Origin of the sequence: Pantoea allii, from assembly GCF_046529425.1 — a bacterium.
Classification (GTDB): Bacteria; Pseudomonadota; Gammaproteobacteria; order Enterobacterales; family Enterobacteriaceae; genus Pantoea; species Pantoea allii.
In genome coordinates, this window is the sequence record NZ_CP125958.1 from 449,972 (window position 1) to 464,495 (window position 14,524).

17 protein-coding genes are annotated in these 14,524 nt (G+C 53.4%); 15 read left to right on the forward strand and 2 right to left on the reverse strand.

Annotated features, from left to right (window positions below):
* Window positions 1-9 precede the first annotated feature (9 nt).
* From tauB to tauD, 3 genes are read left to right on the forward strand one after another with little or no spacing between them, the layout of a single operon-like run.
* Window positions 10-777, forward strand: coding sequence for a taurine ABC transporter ATP-binding subunit (gene tauB / locus QNH99_RS02060; protein WP_096011078.1), 768 nt, complete (start codon window positions 10-12; stop codon window positions 775-777).
* On the forward strand, window positions 774-1,604 hold the full coding sequence (gene tauC / locus QNH99_RS02065; protein ID WP_410517246.1) for a taurine ABC transporter permease TauC: 831 nt from the start codon (window positions 774-776) through the stop codon (window positions 1,602-1,604). The genes tauB and tauC overlap by 4 nt, the downstream gene beginning before the upstream one ends.
* Complete coding sequence (gene tauD, locus QNH99_RS02070) at window positions 1,601-2,440, forward strand: taurine dioxygenase (RefSeq protein WP_063877481.1); 840 nt, start codon at window positions 1,601-1,603, stop codon at window positions 2,438-2,440. The genes tauC and tauD overlap by 4 nt, the downstream gene beginning before the upstream one ends.
* Before the next feature lie 75 nt (window positions 2,441-2,515).
* On the opposite strand, the gene QNH99_RS02075 is transcribed toward tauD, so the two are convergent.
* A complete protein-coding gene (locus QNH99_RS02075) occupies window positions 2,516-4,420 on the reverse strand; it encodes an ABC transporter ATP-binding protein (RefSeq protein WP_241568164.1) in 1,905 nt (634 codons plus the stop codon).
* A 111-nt stretch (window positions 4,421-4,531) separates the two neighbouring features.
* Between QNH99_RS02075 and kefG the strand changes: the two genes are divergently transcribed.
* The 4 genes from kefG (at window position 4,532) to slyD (ending at window position 7,864) form a co-directional block, all read left to right on the forward strand.
* A complete protein-coding gene (gene kefG, locus QNH99_RS02080; RefSeq protein WP_063877479.1) occupies window positions 4,532-5,083 on the forward strand; it encodes a glutathione-regulated potassium-efflux system ancillary protein KefG in 552 nt (183 codons plus the stop codon).
* Window positions 5,084-6,889 carry a glutathione-regulated potassium-efflux system protein KefB gene (gene kefB, locus QNH99_RS02085; protein WP_063877478.1) on the forward strand — a complete coding sequence of 602 codons (1,806 nt, stop codon included), beginning with the start codon at window positions 5,084-5,086 and terminating at the stop codon, window positions 6,887-6,889.
* 23 nt (window positions 6,890-6,912) lie between these two features.
* Window positions 6,913-7,107: a YheV family putative zinc ribbon protein gene (locus tag QNH99_RS02090; RefSeq protein ID WP_063877477.1), complete on the forward strand. Its 195-nt coding sequence runs from the start codon at window positions 6,913-6,915 to the stop codon at window positions 7,105-7,107.
* 196 nt (window positions 7,108-7,303) lie between these two features.
* Window positions 7,304-7,864: a peptidylprolyl isomerase gene (slyD, locus tag QNH99_RS02095; protein WP_096011083.1), complete on the forward strand. Its 561-nt coding sequence runs from the start codon at window positions 7,304-7,306 to the stop codon at window positions 7,862-7,864.
* A gap of 91 nt (window positions 7,865-7,955) precedes the next feature.
* On the opposite strand, the gene QNH99_RS02100 is transcribed toward slyD, so the two are convergent.
* Window positions 7,956-8,174: a protein SlyX gene (locus QNH99_RS02100; RefSeq protein ID WP_013027478.1), complete on the reverse strand. Its 219-nt coding sequence runs from the start codon at window positions 8,172-8,174 to the stop codon at window positions 7,956-7,958.
* A gap of 269 nt (window positions 8,175-8,443) precedes the next feature.
* On the opposite strand from QNH99_RS02100, the gene fkpA reads away from it, so the two are divergent.
* The 8 genes from fkpA (at window position 8,444) to fusA (ending at window position 14,485) form a co-directional block, all read left to right on the forward strand.
* Window positions 8,444-9,280 carry an FKBP-type peptidyl-prolyl cis-trans isomerase gene (gene fkpA, locus QNH99_RS02105; RefSeq protein WP_024471368.1) on the forward strand — a complete coding sequence of 279 codons (837 nt, stop codon included), beginning with the start codon at window positions 8,444-8,446 and terminating at the stop codon, window positions 9,278-9,280.
* Between the two features lie 162 nt (window positions 9,281-9,442).
* Window positions 9,443-10,165 (forward strand): helix-turn-helix transcriptional regulator, encoded by a 723-nt coding sequence (locus QNH99_RS02110; protein ID WP_063877475.1) that lies wholly within the window; start codon window positions 9,443-9,445, stop codon window positions 10,163-10,165.
* Entirely contained in the window at window positions 10,165-10,551 is a 387-nt protein-coding gene (gene tusD, locus QNH99_RS02115; protein WP_096011084.1) for a sulfurtransferase complex subunit TusD, read from the forward strand. Before QNH99_RS02110 ends, tusD begins: the two co-directional genes overlap by 1 nt.
* Complete coding sequence (gene tusC / locus QNH99_RS02120) at window positions 10,551-10,910, forward strand: sulfurtransferase complex subunit TusC (RefSeq protein ID WP_063877473.1); 360 nt, start codon at window positions 10,551-10,553, stop codon at window positions 10,908-10,910. The genes tusD and tusC overlap by 1 nt, the downstream gene beginning before the upstream one ends.
* A gap of 9 nt (window positions 10,911-10,919) precedes the next feature.
* Window positions 10,920-11,207 carry a sulfurtransferase complex subunit TusB gene (gene tusB, locus QNH99_RS02125; protein ID WP_063877472.1) on the forward strand — a complete coding sequence of 96 codons (288 nt, stop codon included), beginning with the start codon at window positions 10,920-10,922 and terminating at the stop codon, window positions 11,205-11,207.
* Window positions 11,208-11,335: 128 nt separating this feature from the next.
* Window positions 11,336-11,710, forward strand: a complete 375-nt coding sequence (gene rpsL / locus QNH99_RS02130; RefSeq protein ID WP_006120575.1) for a 30S ribosomal protein S12 — start codon at window positions 11,336-11,338, stop codon at window positions 11,708-11,710.
* 96 nt (window positions 11,711-11,806) lie between these two features.
* Entirely contained in the window at window positions 11,807-12,277 is a 471-nt protein-coding gene (gene rpsG, locus QNH99_RS02135) for a 30S ribosomal protein S7 (protein WP_063877471.1), read from the forward strand.
* A gap of 93 nt (window positions 12,278-12,370) precedes the next feature.
* Window positions 12,371-14,485, forward strand: a complete 2,115-nt coding sequence (fusA, locus tag QNH99_RS02140; protein ID WP_063877470.1) for an elongation factor G — start codon at window positions 12,371-12,373, stop codon at window positions 14,483-14,485.
* Window positions 14,486-14,524: the final 39 nt, after the last annotated feature.

A 14,524-nucleotide genomic window follows, 5' to 3' on the forward strand; every position in this document is an offset into this window, starting at 1 on the left:
GAGAACAGCATGTTACGTATCGCTCACCTGAACGCGAGTTATGCCGGTCAGCCTGTGTTACAGGACATCACGCTGCAGCTTGATAAAAAAGCGCTGATGGTGGTTCTGGGGCCGTCAGGCTGCGGCAAAACCACCTTACTTAACCTGATTGCCGGGTTTTTACCGGTCGAATCCGGCGCGATTTCCCTGGACGAAAAGCCTGTTCTCGGGCCGGGCGCAGAGCGTGGCGTGGTGTTTCAGAGTGAAGGCCTGCTGCCATGGCGTAACGTACTGGATAATGTGGCTTTCGGTTTACAGCTCGCCGGCATGGCGCGCCAGCCGCGTGAGGTGATTGCACGGCGCTTTATCAAAAGCGTTGGGCTGGAAGGCGCGGAAAAACGGCAGATCTGGCAGCTATCCGGTGGTCAGCGTCAGCGCGTTGGTATCGCCCGGGCGCTGGCGGCCGATCCACAGTTATTGCTGCTGGATGAGCCTTTCGGCGCGCTTGACGCGTTCACCCGCGAGCAAATGCAAACGCTGCTATTAACGCTGTGGCGTAACAGCGGTAAGCAGATTCTGCTTATCACCCATGACATTGAAGAAGCCATCTTTTTGGCCAGCGAGCTGGTACTGCTCTCTCCGGCGCCGGGCCGGGTACAGGAAAAACTGACGCTTAATTTCGGTCAGCGTTTTGTGGAGGGCGAACCCTGCCGCAGCATCAAATCCGATCCTGATTTTATTGCTCAGCGGGAATATGTACTGAGTCGGGTATTTGAACAACGGGAGGCATTTGTATGAGTGCGCTGCTCAATGACGAGCCGACAAGCGTGCGCCAGCGTCGCCTGCGCTGGCCTTTTTCCACCCCGTTTACGTTGAGCGCGCTAAGCCTGCTCCTGCTGCTGTTCATCTGGTGGAGTGTGACCGCGCTGGGGCTGATTGCACCACTGTTTTTACCTTCGCCACAGCAGGTGGTGCGAAAGCTGCTGTTGGTTGCCGGTCCACAAGGCTTTATGGACGCCACGCTGTGGCAGCATTTGTCCGCCAGCCTGACACGTATGCTGATCGCCTTAACTGCGGCAGCGGCGATCGGCATCCCGGTGGGGATTGCTATGGGCATCAGCCCGGTGGTGCGTGCGCTGGTCGACCCGCTGATTGAGCTATACCGGCCCGTGCCGCCGCTGGCGTATTTGCCCCTGATGGTCATCTGGTTCGGTATTGGTGAGACATCGAAAATATTGTTGATTTTTCTGGCGATATTCGCCCCGGTGGTGCTGTCGACGGTCGCTGGCGTGCGCAATGCGCAGCAGGTGCGTCTGCGCGCGGCGGCATCGCTGGGAGCGAACCGCTGGCAGCAGCTACGTTGGGTCATTTTACCCGGCGCCTTGCCAGAGATACTGACGGGATTACGAATTGGCCTTGGTGTGGGATGGTCAACGCTGGTGGCCGCCGAGCTTATCGCGGCCACCCGGGGTTTAGGTTTTATGGTGCAGTCGGCGGGTGAGTTTCTGGCGACAGATGTGGTGCTGGCGGGGATCGCGGTTATTGCCGTGGTTGCGTTTAGTTTAGAGCTGAGTCTGCGTGCGCTGCAGCGCCGCCTGACGCCCTGGAATGGAGAGCAAAAATGAACGAAAAGTTAGAGATTAAGCCACTCGGGCCTTTTATTGGTGCCCAGGTTGGCAACCTTGATGTATCCCGTCCGCTCAGTGACGCGCAGTTTGAACAGCTCTATCATGCGCTGCTGCGCCACCAGGTCCTGTTCCTGCGTGAGCAGGTTATTACGCCCGAACAGCATCGTGCGCTGGCGATTCGCTTTGGCGATCTTCATATCCATCCGGTTTATCCGCATGCGGAAGGCGTTGAAGAGATCATTGTTCTGGATACGCACCAGGATAATCCGCCAGATAATGATAACTGGCACACCGATGTAACCTTTATTCAAACGCCGCCAGCCGTGGCGTTGCTTGCGTCCAAAGTGCTGCCGGAGTGTGGCGGTGACACGCTGTGGACCAGCGGCATCGCGGCGTATGAGGCGCTGTCTGCGCCTTTTAAAACCTTACTGGCTGAACTGCAGGCTGAACATGACTTTACAAAATCCTTTCCCGAATACAAGCACCGCAACACGCCAGAGGAGCATCAGCGCTGGCAACAGGCCGTTGCGAAAAACCCACCGGTGTACCATCCGGTGATCCGTACGCATCCCGTCAGCGGCAAAAAAGCCCTGTTTGTGAATGAGGGATTTACTACCCGAATCATGGATATCCGTCAGAAAGAGAGCGAGGCGCTACTGGGCTTCTTGTTTGCCCACGTGACGAAACCGGAGTTTCAGGTGCGCTGGCGCTGGCAGCCAAACGATTTGGCCATATGGGACAACCGGGTCACACAGCACTATGCGAATGCGGACTATTATCCAACACGGCGGGTGATGCAACGGGCAACGGTGCTGGGCGATAAACCCTATTAAACCGTACCGGACGCTGAGCCGGTACGGCGGTGTAAATTCAGATGAGATGAAGACGTCCCCGCGCAGCCGCCTGGATCAGGCGGTGAGCATCGTTTCCAGTTGCTCCTGCGCCTCCAGCCAGGCCATCTCCACCTCTTCCAGCGCCGATTTACTCTCGGCCTGCTTCTGTAGCGCGGCAGTGAGATCGGCCTTACGCTGTTGTTCGTAGATGGCGCTGTCCGAGAGGAGTGCTTCGGCGTCGGCGAGCTGGCTTTGCCATTTCGCCATCTGCTTTTCTAATTTCTCTATCTCTTTGCGCAGCGGCTGGGTTTGCGTCCGTAGCTCCGCCTCACGGCGCTTCTGATCCTTACGGGCCTGGGCGCTGTTGCCATTGTCTTGCTTAGGTGCCGCGTCCTGCTGCGTCTGCTGTTTTTGCAGATCGCTCAGCCACTGCTGATAATCTTCCAGATCGCCGGGGAACACATCGACGCTGCCATCGTGAACCAGATAGAGATCGTCCGTTGTGGCGCGTAACAGATGGCGATCGTGCGAGACCACCACTAACGCCCCTTCGAAATCGATGAGCGCCTCGGTTAATGCCTGACGCATATCCAGATCCAGATGGTTGGTGGGTTCATCCAGCAACAGCAGGTTAGGGCGCTGCCAGACGATGAGCGCCAGCACCAGGCGAGCCTTTTCTCCACCGGAGAACCGTTCGGTGATCTCCGTGACTTTATCGCCCTGAAAGCCAAAGCCGCCAAGGTAATCACGTAGCTGCTGCTCTAACACTTTCGGTGCGATACGGGAAAGGTGCTGTAAAGGCGATTCGTCGGCACGCAGGAATTCGAGCTGATGCTGGGCGAAGTAACCCAGCTTAATGCCTTTTGCCAGGCCAATCTCGCCCGCCTTCGCGCTAAGCTCGCCAGCCAACAGCTTGATCAGCGTGGATTTACCGGCACCGTTGCGGCCCAGCAAGCCAATACGTGAGCCGGGCACCAGGTTAAGCTTAATGGCATCAAGAATAATGCGATCGCCATAGCCTGCGGTCACTTTTTCCATTTTCAGCAGCGGATTAGGCAGACTTTCCGGTGCGCGGAAGCTGAAACTAAAGGGATTATCGACGTGCGCAGGCGCAATCAGCTCCATGCGCTCCAGCATCTTAATGCGGCTTTGGGCCTGCTTCGCTTTGGTCGCCTGAGCGCGGAAGCGATCAATATATTTTTGCAGGTGAGCCACTTTTTCCTGCTGGCTCTGATATAACGCCTGCTGCTGTGCCAGCTTGGCTACGCGCTGGCGTTCGAAGGAGCTGTAGTTGCCGGTGTACTCGATCATCGTTTGCTGCTCGATGTGGATAATTTTATCCACCACAGGATCAAGGAAGTCGCGATCGTGCGAGATTAGAATCAGCGTGCCTTCATAGCTTTTCAGCCAGCGCTCCAGCCAGATAACCGCATCCAGATCGAGGTGGTTAGTCGGTTCATCCAGCAACAGCAGGTCTGAACGACACAGCAACGCCTGCGCCAGGTTAAGTCGCATGCGCCAGCCGCCAGAAAAATCACTCACCGGACGCTGAAGCTGTTCCTGACTAAATCCCAGCCCGTGCAACAAGCTTGAGGCACGTGACTGAATCGTCCATGCCTGAATGGTGTCGAGCTTAGCGTGCAACAGGGCGATGGCATTTCCGTCATTGCTGATGTTCGCCTCTGCCAGTTCCGCTTCAAGCTGGCGGTACTCGCGATCGCCATCGATGACATAGTCAAGGGCGGCCTGGCTCAGGGCAGGGGTTTCCTGATTAACCCAGGCGAGTGACCAGTTGCCGGGAAAGGTGAAGGAGCCAGCATCGCTGCTGATCTCGCCTTTCAGCAACGACAGCAGCGTGGATTTTCCACAGCCGTTTTTACCCACCAGCCCGACTTTTTGGCCGGGATTGATGGTAGCGGTCGCGTTATCGAGCAGGACGCGAATACCGCGGCGAATTTGTAGGGCAGAGAAGACAATCATAAGCGCCGTATCGTCAGAATATGTTAATTTACCTGCAACATAATTGGGTTCTTGTTGCGTTGTGCATGGTAGCGGAAATCTGCACCAATGACGACGCTTTGGAGGGAAAGGATGTCGCAGCCACCTAAGATTTTGCTGCTATTTGCTCATCCTGAAGCACAGGATTCGAAAGCAAATCGCATTTTGCTGGAGGCGGCTGAGAAAACAGAACATGTCACCGTTCACGATCTCTATGCTGCCTACCCGGATTTTTTTATCGATGTCTACCACGAGCAGCAACTGCTGCGTGAGCATGATGTGATTATTTTTCAACATCCGCTCTATACCTATAGCTGTCCGGCGCTGTTAAAAGAGTGGCTGGATCGCGTACTGTCGCGGGGGTTTGCCAACGGCGTAGATGGTAATGCGCTGGAAGGAAAATACTGGCGTAGCATTGTGACTACAGGAGAGCCAGAAACGGCGTTCCAGAAGCACGGGCTTAACCGTTATTCCATGAATGACATTTTGCGCCCCTTTGAGCTGACGGCGCAGATGTGCCGTATGCACTGGATGCCGCCGATGATTATCTACTGGGCCCGCCGCCAGCACCCCGATTTACTGAAAAATTATGCCCGCGCATACAGCGACTGGCTGGCAGCACCGCTGCCGAATGGAGGGTTATAAATGGAAGGACAAACGCTGCTGACCGCGGGAGTGATCTATCTGGTCGCGGCGGTACTGATCGTACCGGTAGCGGCGCGCCTCGGTATTGGCGCTGTTTTGGGATATTTGCTGGCCGGTATTGCTATCGGACCCTGGGGACTGGGTTTTATTAGCGACGTTGACGAGATTCTGCACTTTTCCGAGCTGGGCGTCGTGTTCCTGATGTTCATCATCGGGCTGGAACTTAATCCGGCAAAGCTGTGGGCGCTGCGCCGTTCCATTTTTGGTATTGGCGCGGCGCAGGTCATTTTTTCAGCGGCGATTCTGGGCACGCTGCTGTGGCTGACGAAGTTTGACTGGCGAGCCGCGGTCATTGGCGGTATTGGCCTGGCAATGTCATCCACGGCGATGGCGCTCCAGCTGATGCGCGATAAAGGCATGAATCGCAGCGAATCCGGGCAGTTAGGTTTTTCGGTGCTGCTGTTTCAGGACCTGGCGGTGATACCGGCTCTGGCGTTGATTCCACTGTTGGCAGGAAATGACAGCGGCAGCATCGACTGGATGAAAGTGGGCATGAAGGTGCTGGCCTTTGCCGGCATGTTAATTGGGGGCCGCTATTTGCTGCGCCCCATTTTTCGCTATATCGCGGCTTCGGGCGTACGCGAGGTGTTTACTGCGGCGTCATTGCTGTTGGTGCTGGGTTCGGCGCTGTTTATGGATGCGCTGGGCTTATCCATGGCGTTAGGAACATTTATCGCCGGCATCCTGTTGGCGGAAAGTGAATACCGGCACGAGCTGGAAGTGGCGATCGAGCCGTTTAAAGGCTTACTGCTGGGGCTGTTTTTTATTTCGGTAGGCATGGCGCTGAATCTTGGCGTGCTCTATACCCATATTATCGCGATCTTGCTGGGCGTACTGGTGCTGGTGGCGGTGAAGATCCTGGTCTTGTATGTGCTGGGACGGATTTATGGTTTGCGCAGCTCGGAGCGCCAGCAGTTTGCCGGTGTACTGAGCCAGGGCGGAGAGTTTGCCTTTGTGCTGTTTTCTGCGGCCTCATCGGCCAAACTGTTTTCGGGCGATCAACTGCCGCTCCTGCTGGTTACCGTAACCCTGTCCATGATGACCACGCCACTTCTGATGCAGGTCATCGATCGGCTGTTAGCGCGTCGTTTTAATGAAATTGACGAAGATGCCGAAAAGCCGTTCGTCGAGGACGATCAGCCCCAGGTCATCGTGGTGGGCTTTGGTCGTTTTGGTCAGGTCGTTGGCCGCTTACTGATGGCGAACAATAAACGTATCACGGTACTGGAGCGGGATATCAGCGCAGTGAGCCTGATGCGAAAATATGGCTACAAGGTTTATTATGGTGATGCCACCGAGCTGGAGCTGCTACGTGCGGCGGGTGCGGCCAGTGCGCAATCCATCGTAATTACCTGTAGCAATCCTGAAGATGCCATGACGATTGTGCATCTCTGCCAGCAGCATTTTCCGCATCTGCATATCATGGCGCGGGCTCGCGGCCGCGTAGAAGCCCATGAACTGCTGCAGGCAGGCGTCACGCAGTTCTCGCGTGAAACCTTCTCCAGTGCGCTGGAGCTGGGCCGCAAGACATTGATGTCGCTGGGGATGCATCCGCATCAGGCGCACCGTGCGCAGCAGCACTTCCGTCGGCTGGATATGCGTATGTTGCGGGAACTGGTGCCCGCCCAATCTGACAAGGCACAGATTTCTCGGGTACGTGAAGCTCGGCGTGAACTTGAAGATATTTTTCAGCGCGAAATGCAGCACGAAAGGCGTCAGATCCATGACTGGGACGACGATGAGTAATCAGAAGAGGCAGGTAGAGCATCATGCGTAAACGTTTTATTGCCGGTGCGGTTTGTCCGCACTGCCAGGAAAAAGACACGCTGGCTATGTGGCGCGAAAACAATGTCGATGTCGTTGAGTGTGTGAAGTGCGGCCATCAAATGCGCGAAGCGGATAAACAGGCGCGCGATCAGGTTCGTGGCAATGAGCAAGTGATAGGCATTTTCCATCCAGAGTAGCGAAATGGCCCAGCTTTTTTTAAGCTTAACCACACAGCGGGATTGAATTCCGTTACAATTGACGCCATTAACGCTGTGGTCGCAAGAGAAAAAGACAGCCTCTTGTACTCAGCCCCGAACCTTTCTGGTTGGTGTTATTGCACGCAAGAATAGACCAATGAGACGGGATCTTAGTTCTCAACGGTTAGGAGATATCATGAAAGTAGCAAAAGACCTGGTGGTAAGCCTGGCCTATCAGGTACGTACAGAAGACGGTGTGTTGGTTGACGAGTCACCGGTGAGTGCACCGTTAGACTATCTGCACGGTCATGGTTCCCTGATTTCTGGTCTGGAAAACGCGCTGGAAAACCACGTAGCGGGCGATAAGTTTGACGTGCATATCCCGGCAAACGACGCTTACGGTCAGTACGATGACAACCTGGTACAGCGCGTACCTAAAGACGTCTTTATGGGCGTTGACGAATTACAGGTTGGCATGCGTTTTCTGGCGGAAACCGACCAGGGTCCAGTGCCGGTTGAAATCACCGAAGTTGAAGACGAGCATGTTGTGGTTGACGGTAACCACATGCTGGCGGGTCAGAACCTGAATTTCAATGTTGAGGTGGTTGCGATTCGTGAAGCCACACCGGAAGAGCTGGCTCATGGCCACGTTCACGGTGCTGATGGCCATCACCACGATCACGACCATGACCACGACCACGATCATGACCACGGTCAGGGTGGTTGCGGTACTGGCGGTTGTGGTTGCAGCCACTAAGTTCGACTCTGCATTTCAAGGCCACCTCCGGGTGGCCTTATTTTTTTGCGTCTTTCGGATCGCGCCAGATGTTCGGGGACCCAGGCCTGTATCAGTAATGCGGCGGTGGGGTTTCTTCTGACGGATCGGCAATCATCGATGGCGCGCTGGCTTTAAACTTCTCAAGCAACAGACGCATATGTTCGCGCATCTTACTCATTTCAAGTTCATGCTGGACCACGGTATTGTTCAGTTGATCGATAGTCATCTCCTGAAAAGCCAGTTTGCTTTCAAGCGTTTCAATACGTTGTTCCCACTCTGACTGTTGCATGACCTGTTCTCCTGTTAAGGTGCTACTCAGCGCATAATTCTAAAGGCTGACGTTGCAGAATTGCCCTATTTTTTATGTTTTATTTAGCGTTTAGCTTGAAAAAGGCCCAGATGGCATCATCTCTGGTGAAACTTCCTGACGCAAAAAAGGTCGGAAGTAGACCAGATAATTACGCTGTGGGAGTGTTCGCCACTGCCACGTAAAGTTATAGTGTGGGCCCGCAGTCCGCAATGATTCCCGAGGTGTCAGGCTTCGGTTTTGGAGAAAGGATGAAATCACTGTTCAAAGTCACATTGTTAGCTACCACCATGGCCGTCGCGCTGAATGCTCCGCTGGCAATGGCTGCAGAAACTGCAGCGGCACCGGCAGCAGCCGATGCGCCTCAGACTGCTCCTCAGGCTCCAAAAAATGCAGCCTTCAAAAATGAAGATCAGCAATCTGCGTATGCTTTGGGTGCGTCACTGGGCCGTTATATGGACAACTCTCTGAAAGAACAAGAGAAGCTGGGCATCAAACTGGACAAACAGCAGCTGATTGCCGGTGTTCAGGATGCGTTTGGTGGCAAGAGCAAACTGTCTGACGAAGAGATCGAGCAAACACTGCAGGCGTTTGAAGTGCGTGTGAAAGGCGCGGCTTCAGCCAAGATGGAAAAAGATGCGAAAGAAAATGCCGAGAAAGGTGAAGCTTACAGCGCTAAGTTTGCCAAAGAGAGCGGCGTGAAGAAAACCGACAGCGGTCTGCTGTACAAAGTAGAGAAAGAAGGCACCGGTGATGCGCCGAAAGACAGCGATACCGTGGTCGTTAACTACAAAGGTACGCTGATCGACGGTACGGAGTTCGATAACTCTTACACCCGCGGTGAGCCACTGTCATTCCGTCTTGATGGCGTGATCCCAGGCTGGACCGAAGGCCTGAAGCACGTTAAGAAAGGCGGTAAGATCAAACTGGTTATCCCACCGAATCTTGCCTATGGTAAGAACGGCGTTCCGGGTATTCCAGCGAACTCTACCCTGGTCTTTGATGTTGAACTGCTTGATATCAAACCTGCACCAAAAGCAGATGAAAAAACGCAGGCACCTGCTGCTGACGCGAAGAAATCCCAGTAATCTGTCTGCCGCCACCTTCGGGTGGCGGTTTCTGCGCATTATGACAAACCTCTGGCATAAGCCCGCGACATTTGCCAGACTATCGCCTGCATAATTATCCCAATATTGAGTCTGCCCGTAAGCCGCTGTGACAGGCTCCAGCCATGTAGGGTGATGTCTTCAATGTCTAATCCATTCAATCCCGGTGAACTGAGCGACTTCGATCTTCTGGAGCAGCATCCGTTCGAGCAAACTGATTACGATATTTTAAAGTCGTATGAGGCTGTCGTAGATGGCCTTGCCATGCTGATCGGCTCGCATTGTGAAATCGTCCTGCACTCACTGGAGGATTTGAACTGTTCGGCTGTGCGTATTGCTAACGGTGAGCACACTGGTCGTAAAGTCGGATCGCCCATTACGGACTTAGCGTTGCGCATGCTGCATGATATGCAGGGCGCAGACAGCAATGTTTCCCGCGCTTACTTTACCCGTGCGAAAAGCGGTGTGTTGATGAAGTCAGTGACAATCGCGATTCGCAATCGTCAGCAGCGGGTTATTGGGCTGTTGTGTATCAACATGAACCTTGATGTGCCGTTTTCACAGATTATGTCGACATTTCTGCCGCCTGAAATGCAGCAGGTTGACTCTAACGTTAACTTTGCCAGTTCGGTAGACGACCTGGTCATGCAAACGCTGGAATTTACTATTGAAGAAGTGAGCGCCGATCGCAATGTGTCGAATAATGCCAAGAACCGTCAGATCGTATTAAACCTGTATGAGAAAGGTATTTTCGACATCAAAGATGCCATCAACCAGGTTGCAGACCGCTTAAATATTTCCAAGCACACCGTGTATCTCTACATCCGTCAGTTTAAAAACGGTGACTTCCAGGGGCAGGATCGCTAATGCGTTACGCGCTGTTGGTCACGGGCCCCGCCTATGGCACGCAACAGGCGACCAGCGCTCTGCTGTTTGCCAACGCGTTGCTGGCAGCCGGCCATCAACTGGACAGTGTGTTTTTTTACCGGGAAGGCGTGCTGAATGCGAATCAGCTGACGGCACCGGCCAGTGATGAGTTTGATCTGGTCCGGGCGTGGCAGTCACTGAGCCAGGCACAGGGCGTCGCGCTGAATATCTGTGTCGCAGCAGCATTACGGCGCGGCGTGACCGATCAACAGGAAGCGTCAAGGCTGGCCTTGCCCGGCGCCAATCTGCAACCCGGCTTCACGCTGGCCGGCTTAGGTGCGCTGGCTGAAGCGGCACTGCGGTGCGAACGCATGGTGCAGTTCTGATGAATCGTGTTGCGTTTGTCTTTACCCGTGCGCCGCATGGCACCAGTGCAGGTCGTGAAGGGCTGGATGCTGCGTTGGCGACCGGTGCATTAAGCGATGACATCGGCCTGTTTTTTATTGGTGACGGTGTACTTCAGCTCAACAGCGGGCAACAGCCAGAAAACATTCACAGTCGTCATTATGCTGCGACCTTTGGTGTGCTGGCGCTGTATGATATCGAGCAATGTTACCTGTGTCGGGACGCGTTGCGGGTTCGCGGTTTAGCGGAAAGTGCTCCGCGTATTTTGGATGCTGAGATTTTAGATGCGCCGTTACTGCGTCAAAAACTGGCTGGCTTTGACCGAATCCTGACTTTTTAAGAGCGAGTCATGCTGCATACTTTATTTCATTCGCCGGCTTACAGCGACATTGATACGCTGTCCTTACTGTTGAGCCCGGACGACGACCTGTTATTGTTGCAGGATGGCGTGCTGGCAGCGATCCAGGGCAGTAGGGCGCTGGAAAAACTGAGCGCCTGCGGTGTAAAACTCTGGGCGCTGCAAGACGATCTGAGCGCACGCGGGCTGAGTGAGCAAATTTCTCCCATTGTGCAGCCAGTAGACTATACTTTTTTCGTTGCGTTAACGGTAAAACATCGACAACAAATGGCCTGGTAATTCGCTGACCCCCTGGTTATTTCTTGACACCCTTTTGACACAGCCCTAAAATTCTGCCTCCTCGTAATTCTACGAGGTGATTTATTACGTGTTTACGAAGCAAAAAGCTAAATCCCAGGAGCTATTTAATGGCAACAGTTAACCAGCTGGTTCGCAAACCACGCGTCCGCAAAGTTGCAAAGAGCAACGTGCCGGCGCTGGAAGCTTGCCCGCAGAAACGTGGTGTTTGTACTCGTGTGTACACTACCACTCCTAAAAAACCAAACTCAGCACTGCGTAAAGTTTGCCGTGTGCGTTTGACTAACGGTTTTGAAGTTACCTCCTACATCGGCGGTGAAGGTCATAACCTGCAGGAACACTCCGTGATCCTGATCCGTGGCGGTCGTGTTAAAGACTTGCCAGGTGTGCGTTACCACACCGTCCGTGGCGCGCTGGACTGCTCAGGTGTTAAAGACCGTAAGCAGTCACGCTCCAAGTACGGCGTGAAGAAGCCAAAGGCTTAATGGTTCTCCGTTAAGTAAGGCCAAACGTTTTAACTTAAATGTCAAACTAAACTCGTAGAGTTTTGGACAATCCTGAATTAACAACGGAGTATTTCCATGCCACGTCGTCGCGTCATTGGTCAGCGTAAAATTCTGCCGGATCCTAAGTTCGGATCAGAGCTGCTGGCTAAATTTGTAAACATCCTGATGGTAGATGGTAAAAAGTCTACTGCCGAAACTATCGTCTACACCGCGCTTGAGACCCTGGCTCAACGCGCTGGTAAAGATGGCCTGGAAGCGTTCGAGGTTGCTCTCGAGAACGTGCGTCCGACTGTCGAAGTTAAGTCACGTCGCGTTGGTGGGTCTACCTACCAGGTTCCAGTTGAAGTCCGTCCGGTTCGTCGTAATGCCCTGGCAATGCGTTGGATCGTAGAAGCTGCTCGTAAACGCGGTGATAAATCTATGGCTCTCCGCCTGGCGAACGAACTTTCTGATGCTGCAGAAAACAAAGGTACTGCAGTTAAGAAACGTGAAGACGTTCACCGCATGGCAGAAGCCAACAAGGCGTTCGCACACTACCGCTGGTAACAGCTTCGTAGTTGTTATTAACCCAGCGGGCGTCCCAGTGACTCACCTGCTGGGCTTTTTTAACTTAGAACGTCTAAGAATCAGAGGAATCAAATGGCTCGTAAAACACCCATTGAGCGCTACCGTAACATTGGTATCAGTGCCCACATCGACGCCGGTAAGACTACAACTACCGAACGTGTTCTGTTCTACACCGGTGTAAACCACAAAATCGGTGAAGTCCATGACGGCGCAGCAACCATGGACTGGATGGAGCAGGAGCAGGAACGTGGTATTACCATCACGTCTGCTGCGACCACCTGTTTCTGGTCTGGTATGGCTAAGCAGTTTGAACCACACCACGTAAACATCATCGACACCCCGGGACACGTTGACTTCACCATCGAAGTTGAGCGTTCTATGCGTGTGCTTGATGGCGCAGTCATGGTTTACTGTGCTGTTGGTGGTGTTCAGCCACAGTCTGAAACCGTATGGCGCCAGGCGAACAAATATAAAGTTCCACGCATTGCGTTCGTTAACAAAATGGACCGCATGGGTGCTAACTTCCTGAAAGTTGTTGATCAGATGAAAGCGCGCTTGGGTGCAAACCCAGTTCCACTTCAGCTGGCCATCGGCGCAGAAGACGGCTTTACCGGTGTTGTTGACCTGGTGAAAATGAAAGCTATCAACTGGAACGATGCCGATCAGGGCGTTACCTTCGTATACGAAGATATCCCAGCTAATATGCAGGAACTGGCTGAAGAATGGCGTGCGAAGCTTGTTGAAGCTGCAGCTGAAGGTTCTGATGAGCTGATGGAGAAATTCTTCGGCGGTGAAGAACTGACAGAAGAAGAGATCAAAACATCTCTGCGCAAACGCGTTCTGAAGAACGAAATCATCCTGGTTACCTGTGGTTCTGCATTTAAGAACAAAGGTGTTCAGGCGATGCTGGATGCGGTTGTTGAATACCTGCCAGCACCGACTGACGTTACCGCGATTAACGGTATGCTGGACGACGGTAAAGACACGCCGGCTGAGCGTCACTCAGACGACAAAGAGCCGTTTGCTGCACTGGCGTTCAAAATCGCTACCGACCCGTTTGTTGGTAACCTGACCTTCTTCCGCGTTTACTCTGGTGTGGTTAACACTGGCGACACCGTGTTCAACCCGGTTAAGTCAAACCGTGAGCGTCTGGGCCGTATTGTTCAGATGCACGCCAACAAACGTGAAGAGATCAAAGAAGTTCGTGCGGGCGACATCGCAGCAGCGATCGGCTTGAAAGACGTAACCACGGGTGACACGCTGTGTGATCCAGACAACGTCATCATTCTTGAGCGCATGGAATTCCCTGAGCCGGTAATCTCTATCGCCGTTGAGCCGAAAACCAAAGCTGACCAGGAAAAAATGGGTCTGGCTCTGGGTCGTCTGGCGAAGGAAGATCCATCATTCCGCGTATGGACTGATGAAGAAACCAACCAGACCATCATCGCCGGTATGGGTGAGCTGCACCTCGACATCATCGTTGACCGTATGAAGCGTGAATTCAACGTTGAAGCAAACGTGGGTAAACCACAGGTTGCTTATCGTGAAGCGATCCGCTCTAAAGTTACCGGTATTGAAGGTAAGCACGCCAAGCAGTCTGGTGGTCGTGGTCAGTACGGTCATGTTGTTATCGACATGTACCCACTGGAGCCAGGTTCGAACCCGAAAGGTTACGAATTTGTCAACGATATCAAAGGTGGTGTAATTCCTGGCGAATTCATCCCTGCGGTTGATAAAGGTATCCAGGAGCAGTTGAAATCAGGCCCACTGGCCGGTTATCCGGTTGTGGATCTGGGTGTTCGTCTGCACTTCGGTTCTTACCATGACGTTGACTCCTCTGAGCTGGCGTTTAAACTAGCCGCGTCTATTGCCTTTAAAGATGGCTTTAAGAAAGCGCAGCCAGTTCTGCTTGAGCCTATCATGAAGGTTGAAGTCGAGACCCCAGAAGAGAACACCGGTGACGTAATCGGTGACCTTAGCCGTCGTCGTGGTATGCTCAAAGGGCAAGAATCTAACGCTACTGGCGTTCAGATCCACGCTGAAGTCCCGCTGTCTGAAATGTTCGGATATGCAACTCAGCTGCGCTCTCTGACCAAAGGTCGTGCTTCGTACTCCATGGAGTTCCTGAAGTATGACGACGCGCCGAACAACGTTGCGCAGGCCGTTATTGAAGCTCGTAGCAAATAAGCTACGGTTTAAATTTGAACTGATGCCTTCATCCAAAGT

Excerpts from the sequence above, each read along its gene's own strand:
- tauB (WP_096011078.1), top strand. The coding sequence starts at position 10 with ATGTTACGTATCGCTCACCTGAACGCGAGTTATGCCGGTCAGCCTGTG.
- tauC (WP_410517246.1), top strand. The coding sequence starts at position 774 with ATGAGTGCGCTGCTCAATGACGAGCCGACAAGCGTGCGCCAGCGTCGC.
- tauD (WP_063877481.1), top strand. The coding sequence starts at position 1,601 with ATGAACGAAAAGTTAGAGATTAAGCCACTCGGGCCTTTTATTGGTGCC.
- QNH99_RS02075 (WP_241568164.1), bottom strand. The coding sequence starts at position 4,420 with ATGATTGTCTTCTCTGCCCTACAAATTCGCCGCGGTATTCGCGTCCTG.
- kefG (WP_063877479.1), top strand. The coding sequence starts at position 4,532 with ATGTCGCAGCCACCTAAGATTTTGCTGCTATTTGCTCATCCTGAAGCA.
- kefB (WP_063877478.1), top strand. The coding sequence starts at position 5,084 with ATGGAAGGACAAACGCTGCTGACCGCGGGAGTGATCTATCTGGTCGCG.
- QNH99_RS02090 (WP_063877477.1), top strand. The coding sequence starts at position 6,913 with ATGCGTAAACGTTTTATTGCCGGTGCGGTTTGTCCGCACTGCCAGGAA.
- slyD (WP_096011083.1), top strand. The coding sequence starts at position 7,304 with ATGAAAGTAGCAAAAGACCTGGTGGTAAGCCTGGCCTATCAGGTACGT.
- QNH99_RS02100 (WP_013027478.1), bottom strand. The coding sequence starts at position 8,174 with ATGCAACAGTCAGAGTGGGAACAACGTATTGAAACGCTTGAAAGCAAA.
- fkpA (WP_024471368.1), top strand. The coding sequence starts at position 8,444 with ATGAAATCACTGTTCAAAGTCACATTGTTAGCTACCACCATGGCCGTC.
- QNH99_RS02110 (WP_063877475.1), top strand. The coding sequence starts at position 9,443 with ATGTCTAATCCATTCAATCCCGGTGAACTGAGCGACTTCGATCTTCTG.
- tusD (WP_096011084.1), top strand. The coding sequence starts at position 10,165 with ATGCGTTACGCGCTGTTGGTCACGGGCCCCGCCTATGGCACGCAACAG.
- tusC (WP_063877473.1), top strand. The coding sequence starts at position 10,551 with ATGAATCGTGTTGCGTTTGTCTTTACCCGTGCGCCGCATGGCACCAGT.
- tusB (WP_063877472.1), top strand. The coding sequence starts at position 10,920 with ATGCTGCATACTTTATTTCATTCGCCGGCTTACAGCGACATTGATACG.
- rpsL (WP_006120575.1), top strand. The coding sequence starts at position 11,336 with ATGGCAACAGTTAACCAGCTGGTTCGCAAACCACGCGTCCGCAAAGTT.
- rpsG (WP_063877471.1), top strand. The coding sequence starts at position 11,807 with ATGCCACGTCGTCGCGTCATTGGTCAGCGTAAAATTCTGCCGGATCCT.
- fusA (WP_063877470.1), top strand. The coding sequence starts at position 12,371 with ATGGCTCGTAAAACACCCATTGAGCGCTACCGTAACATTGGTATCAGT.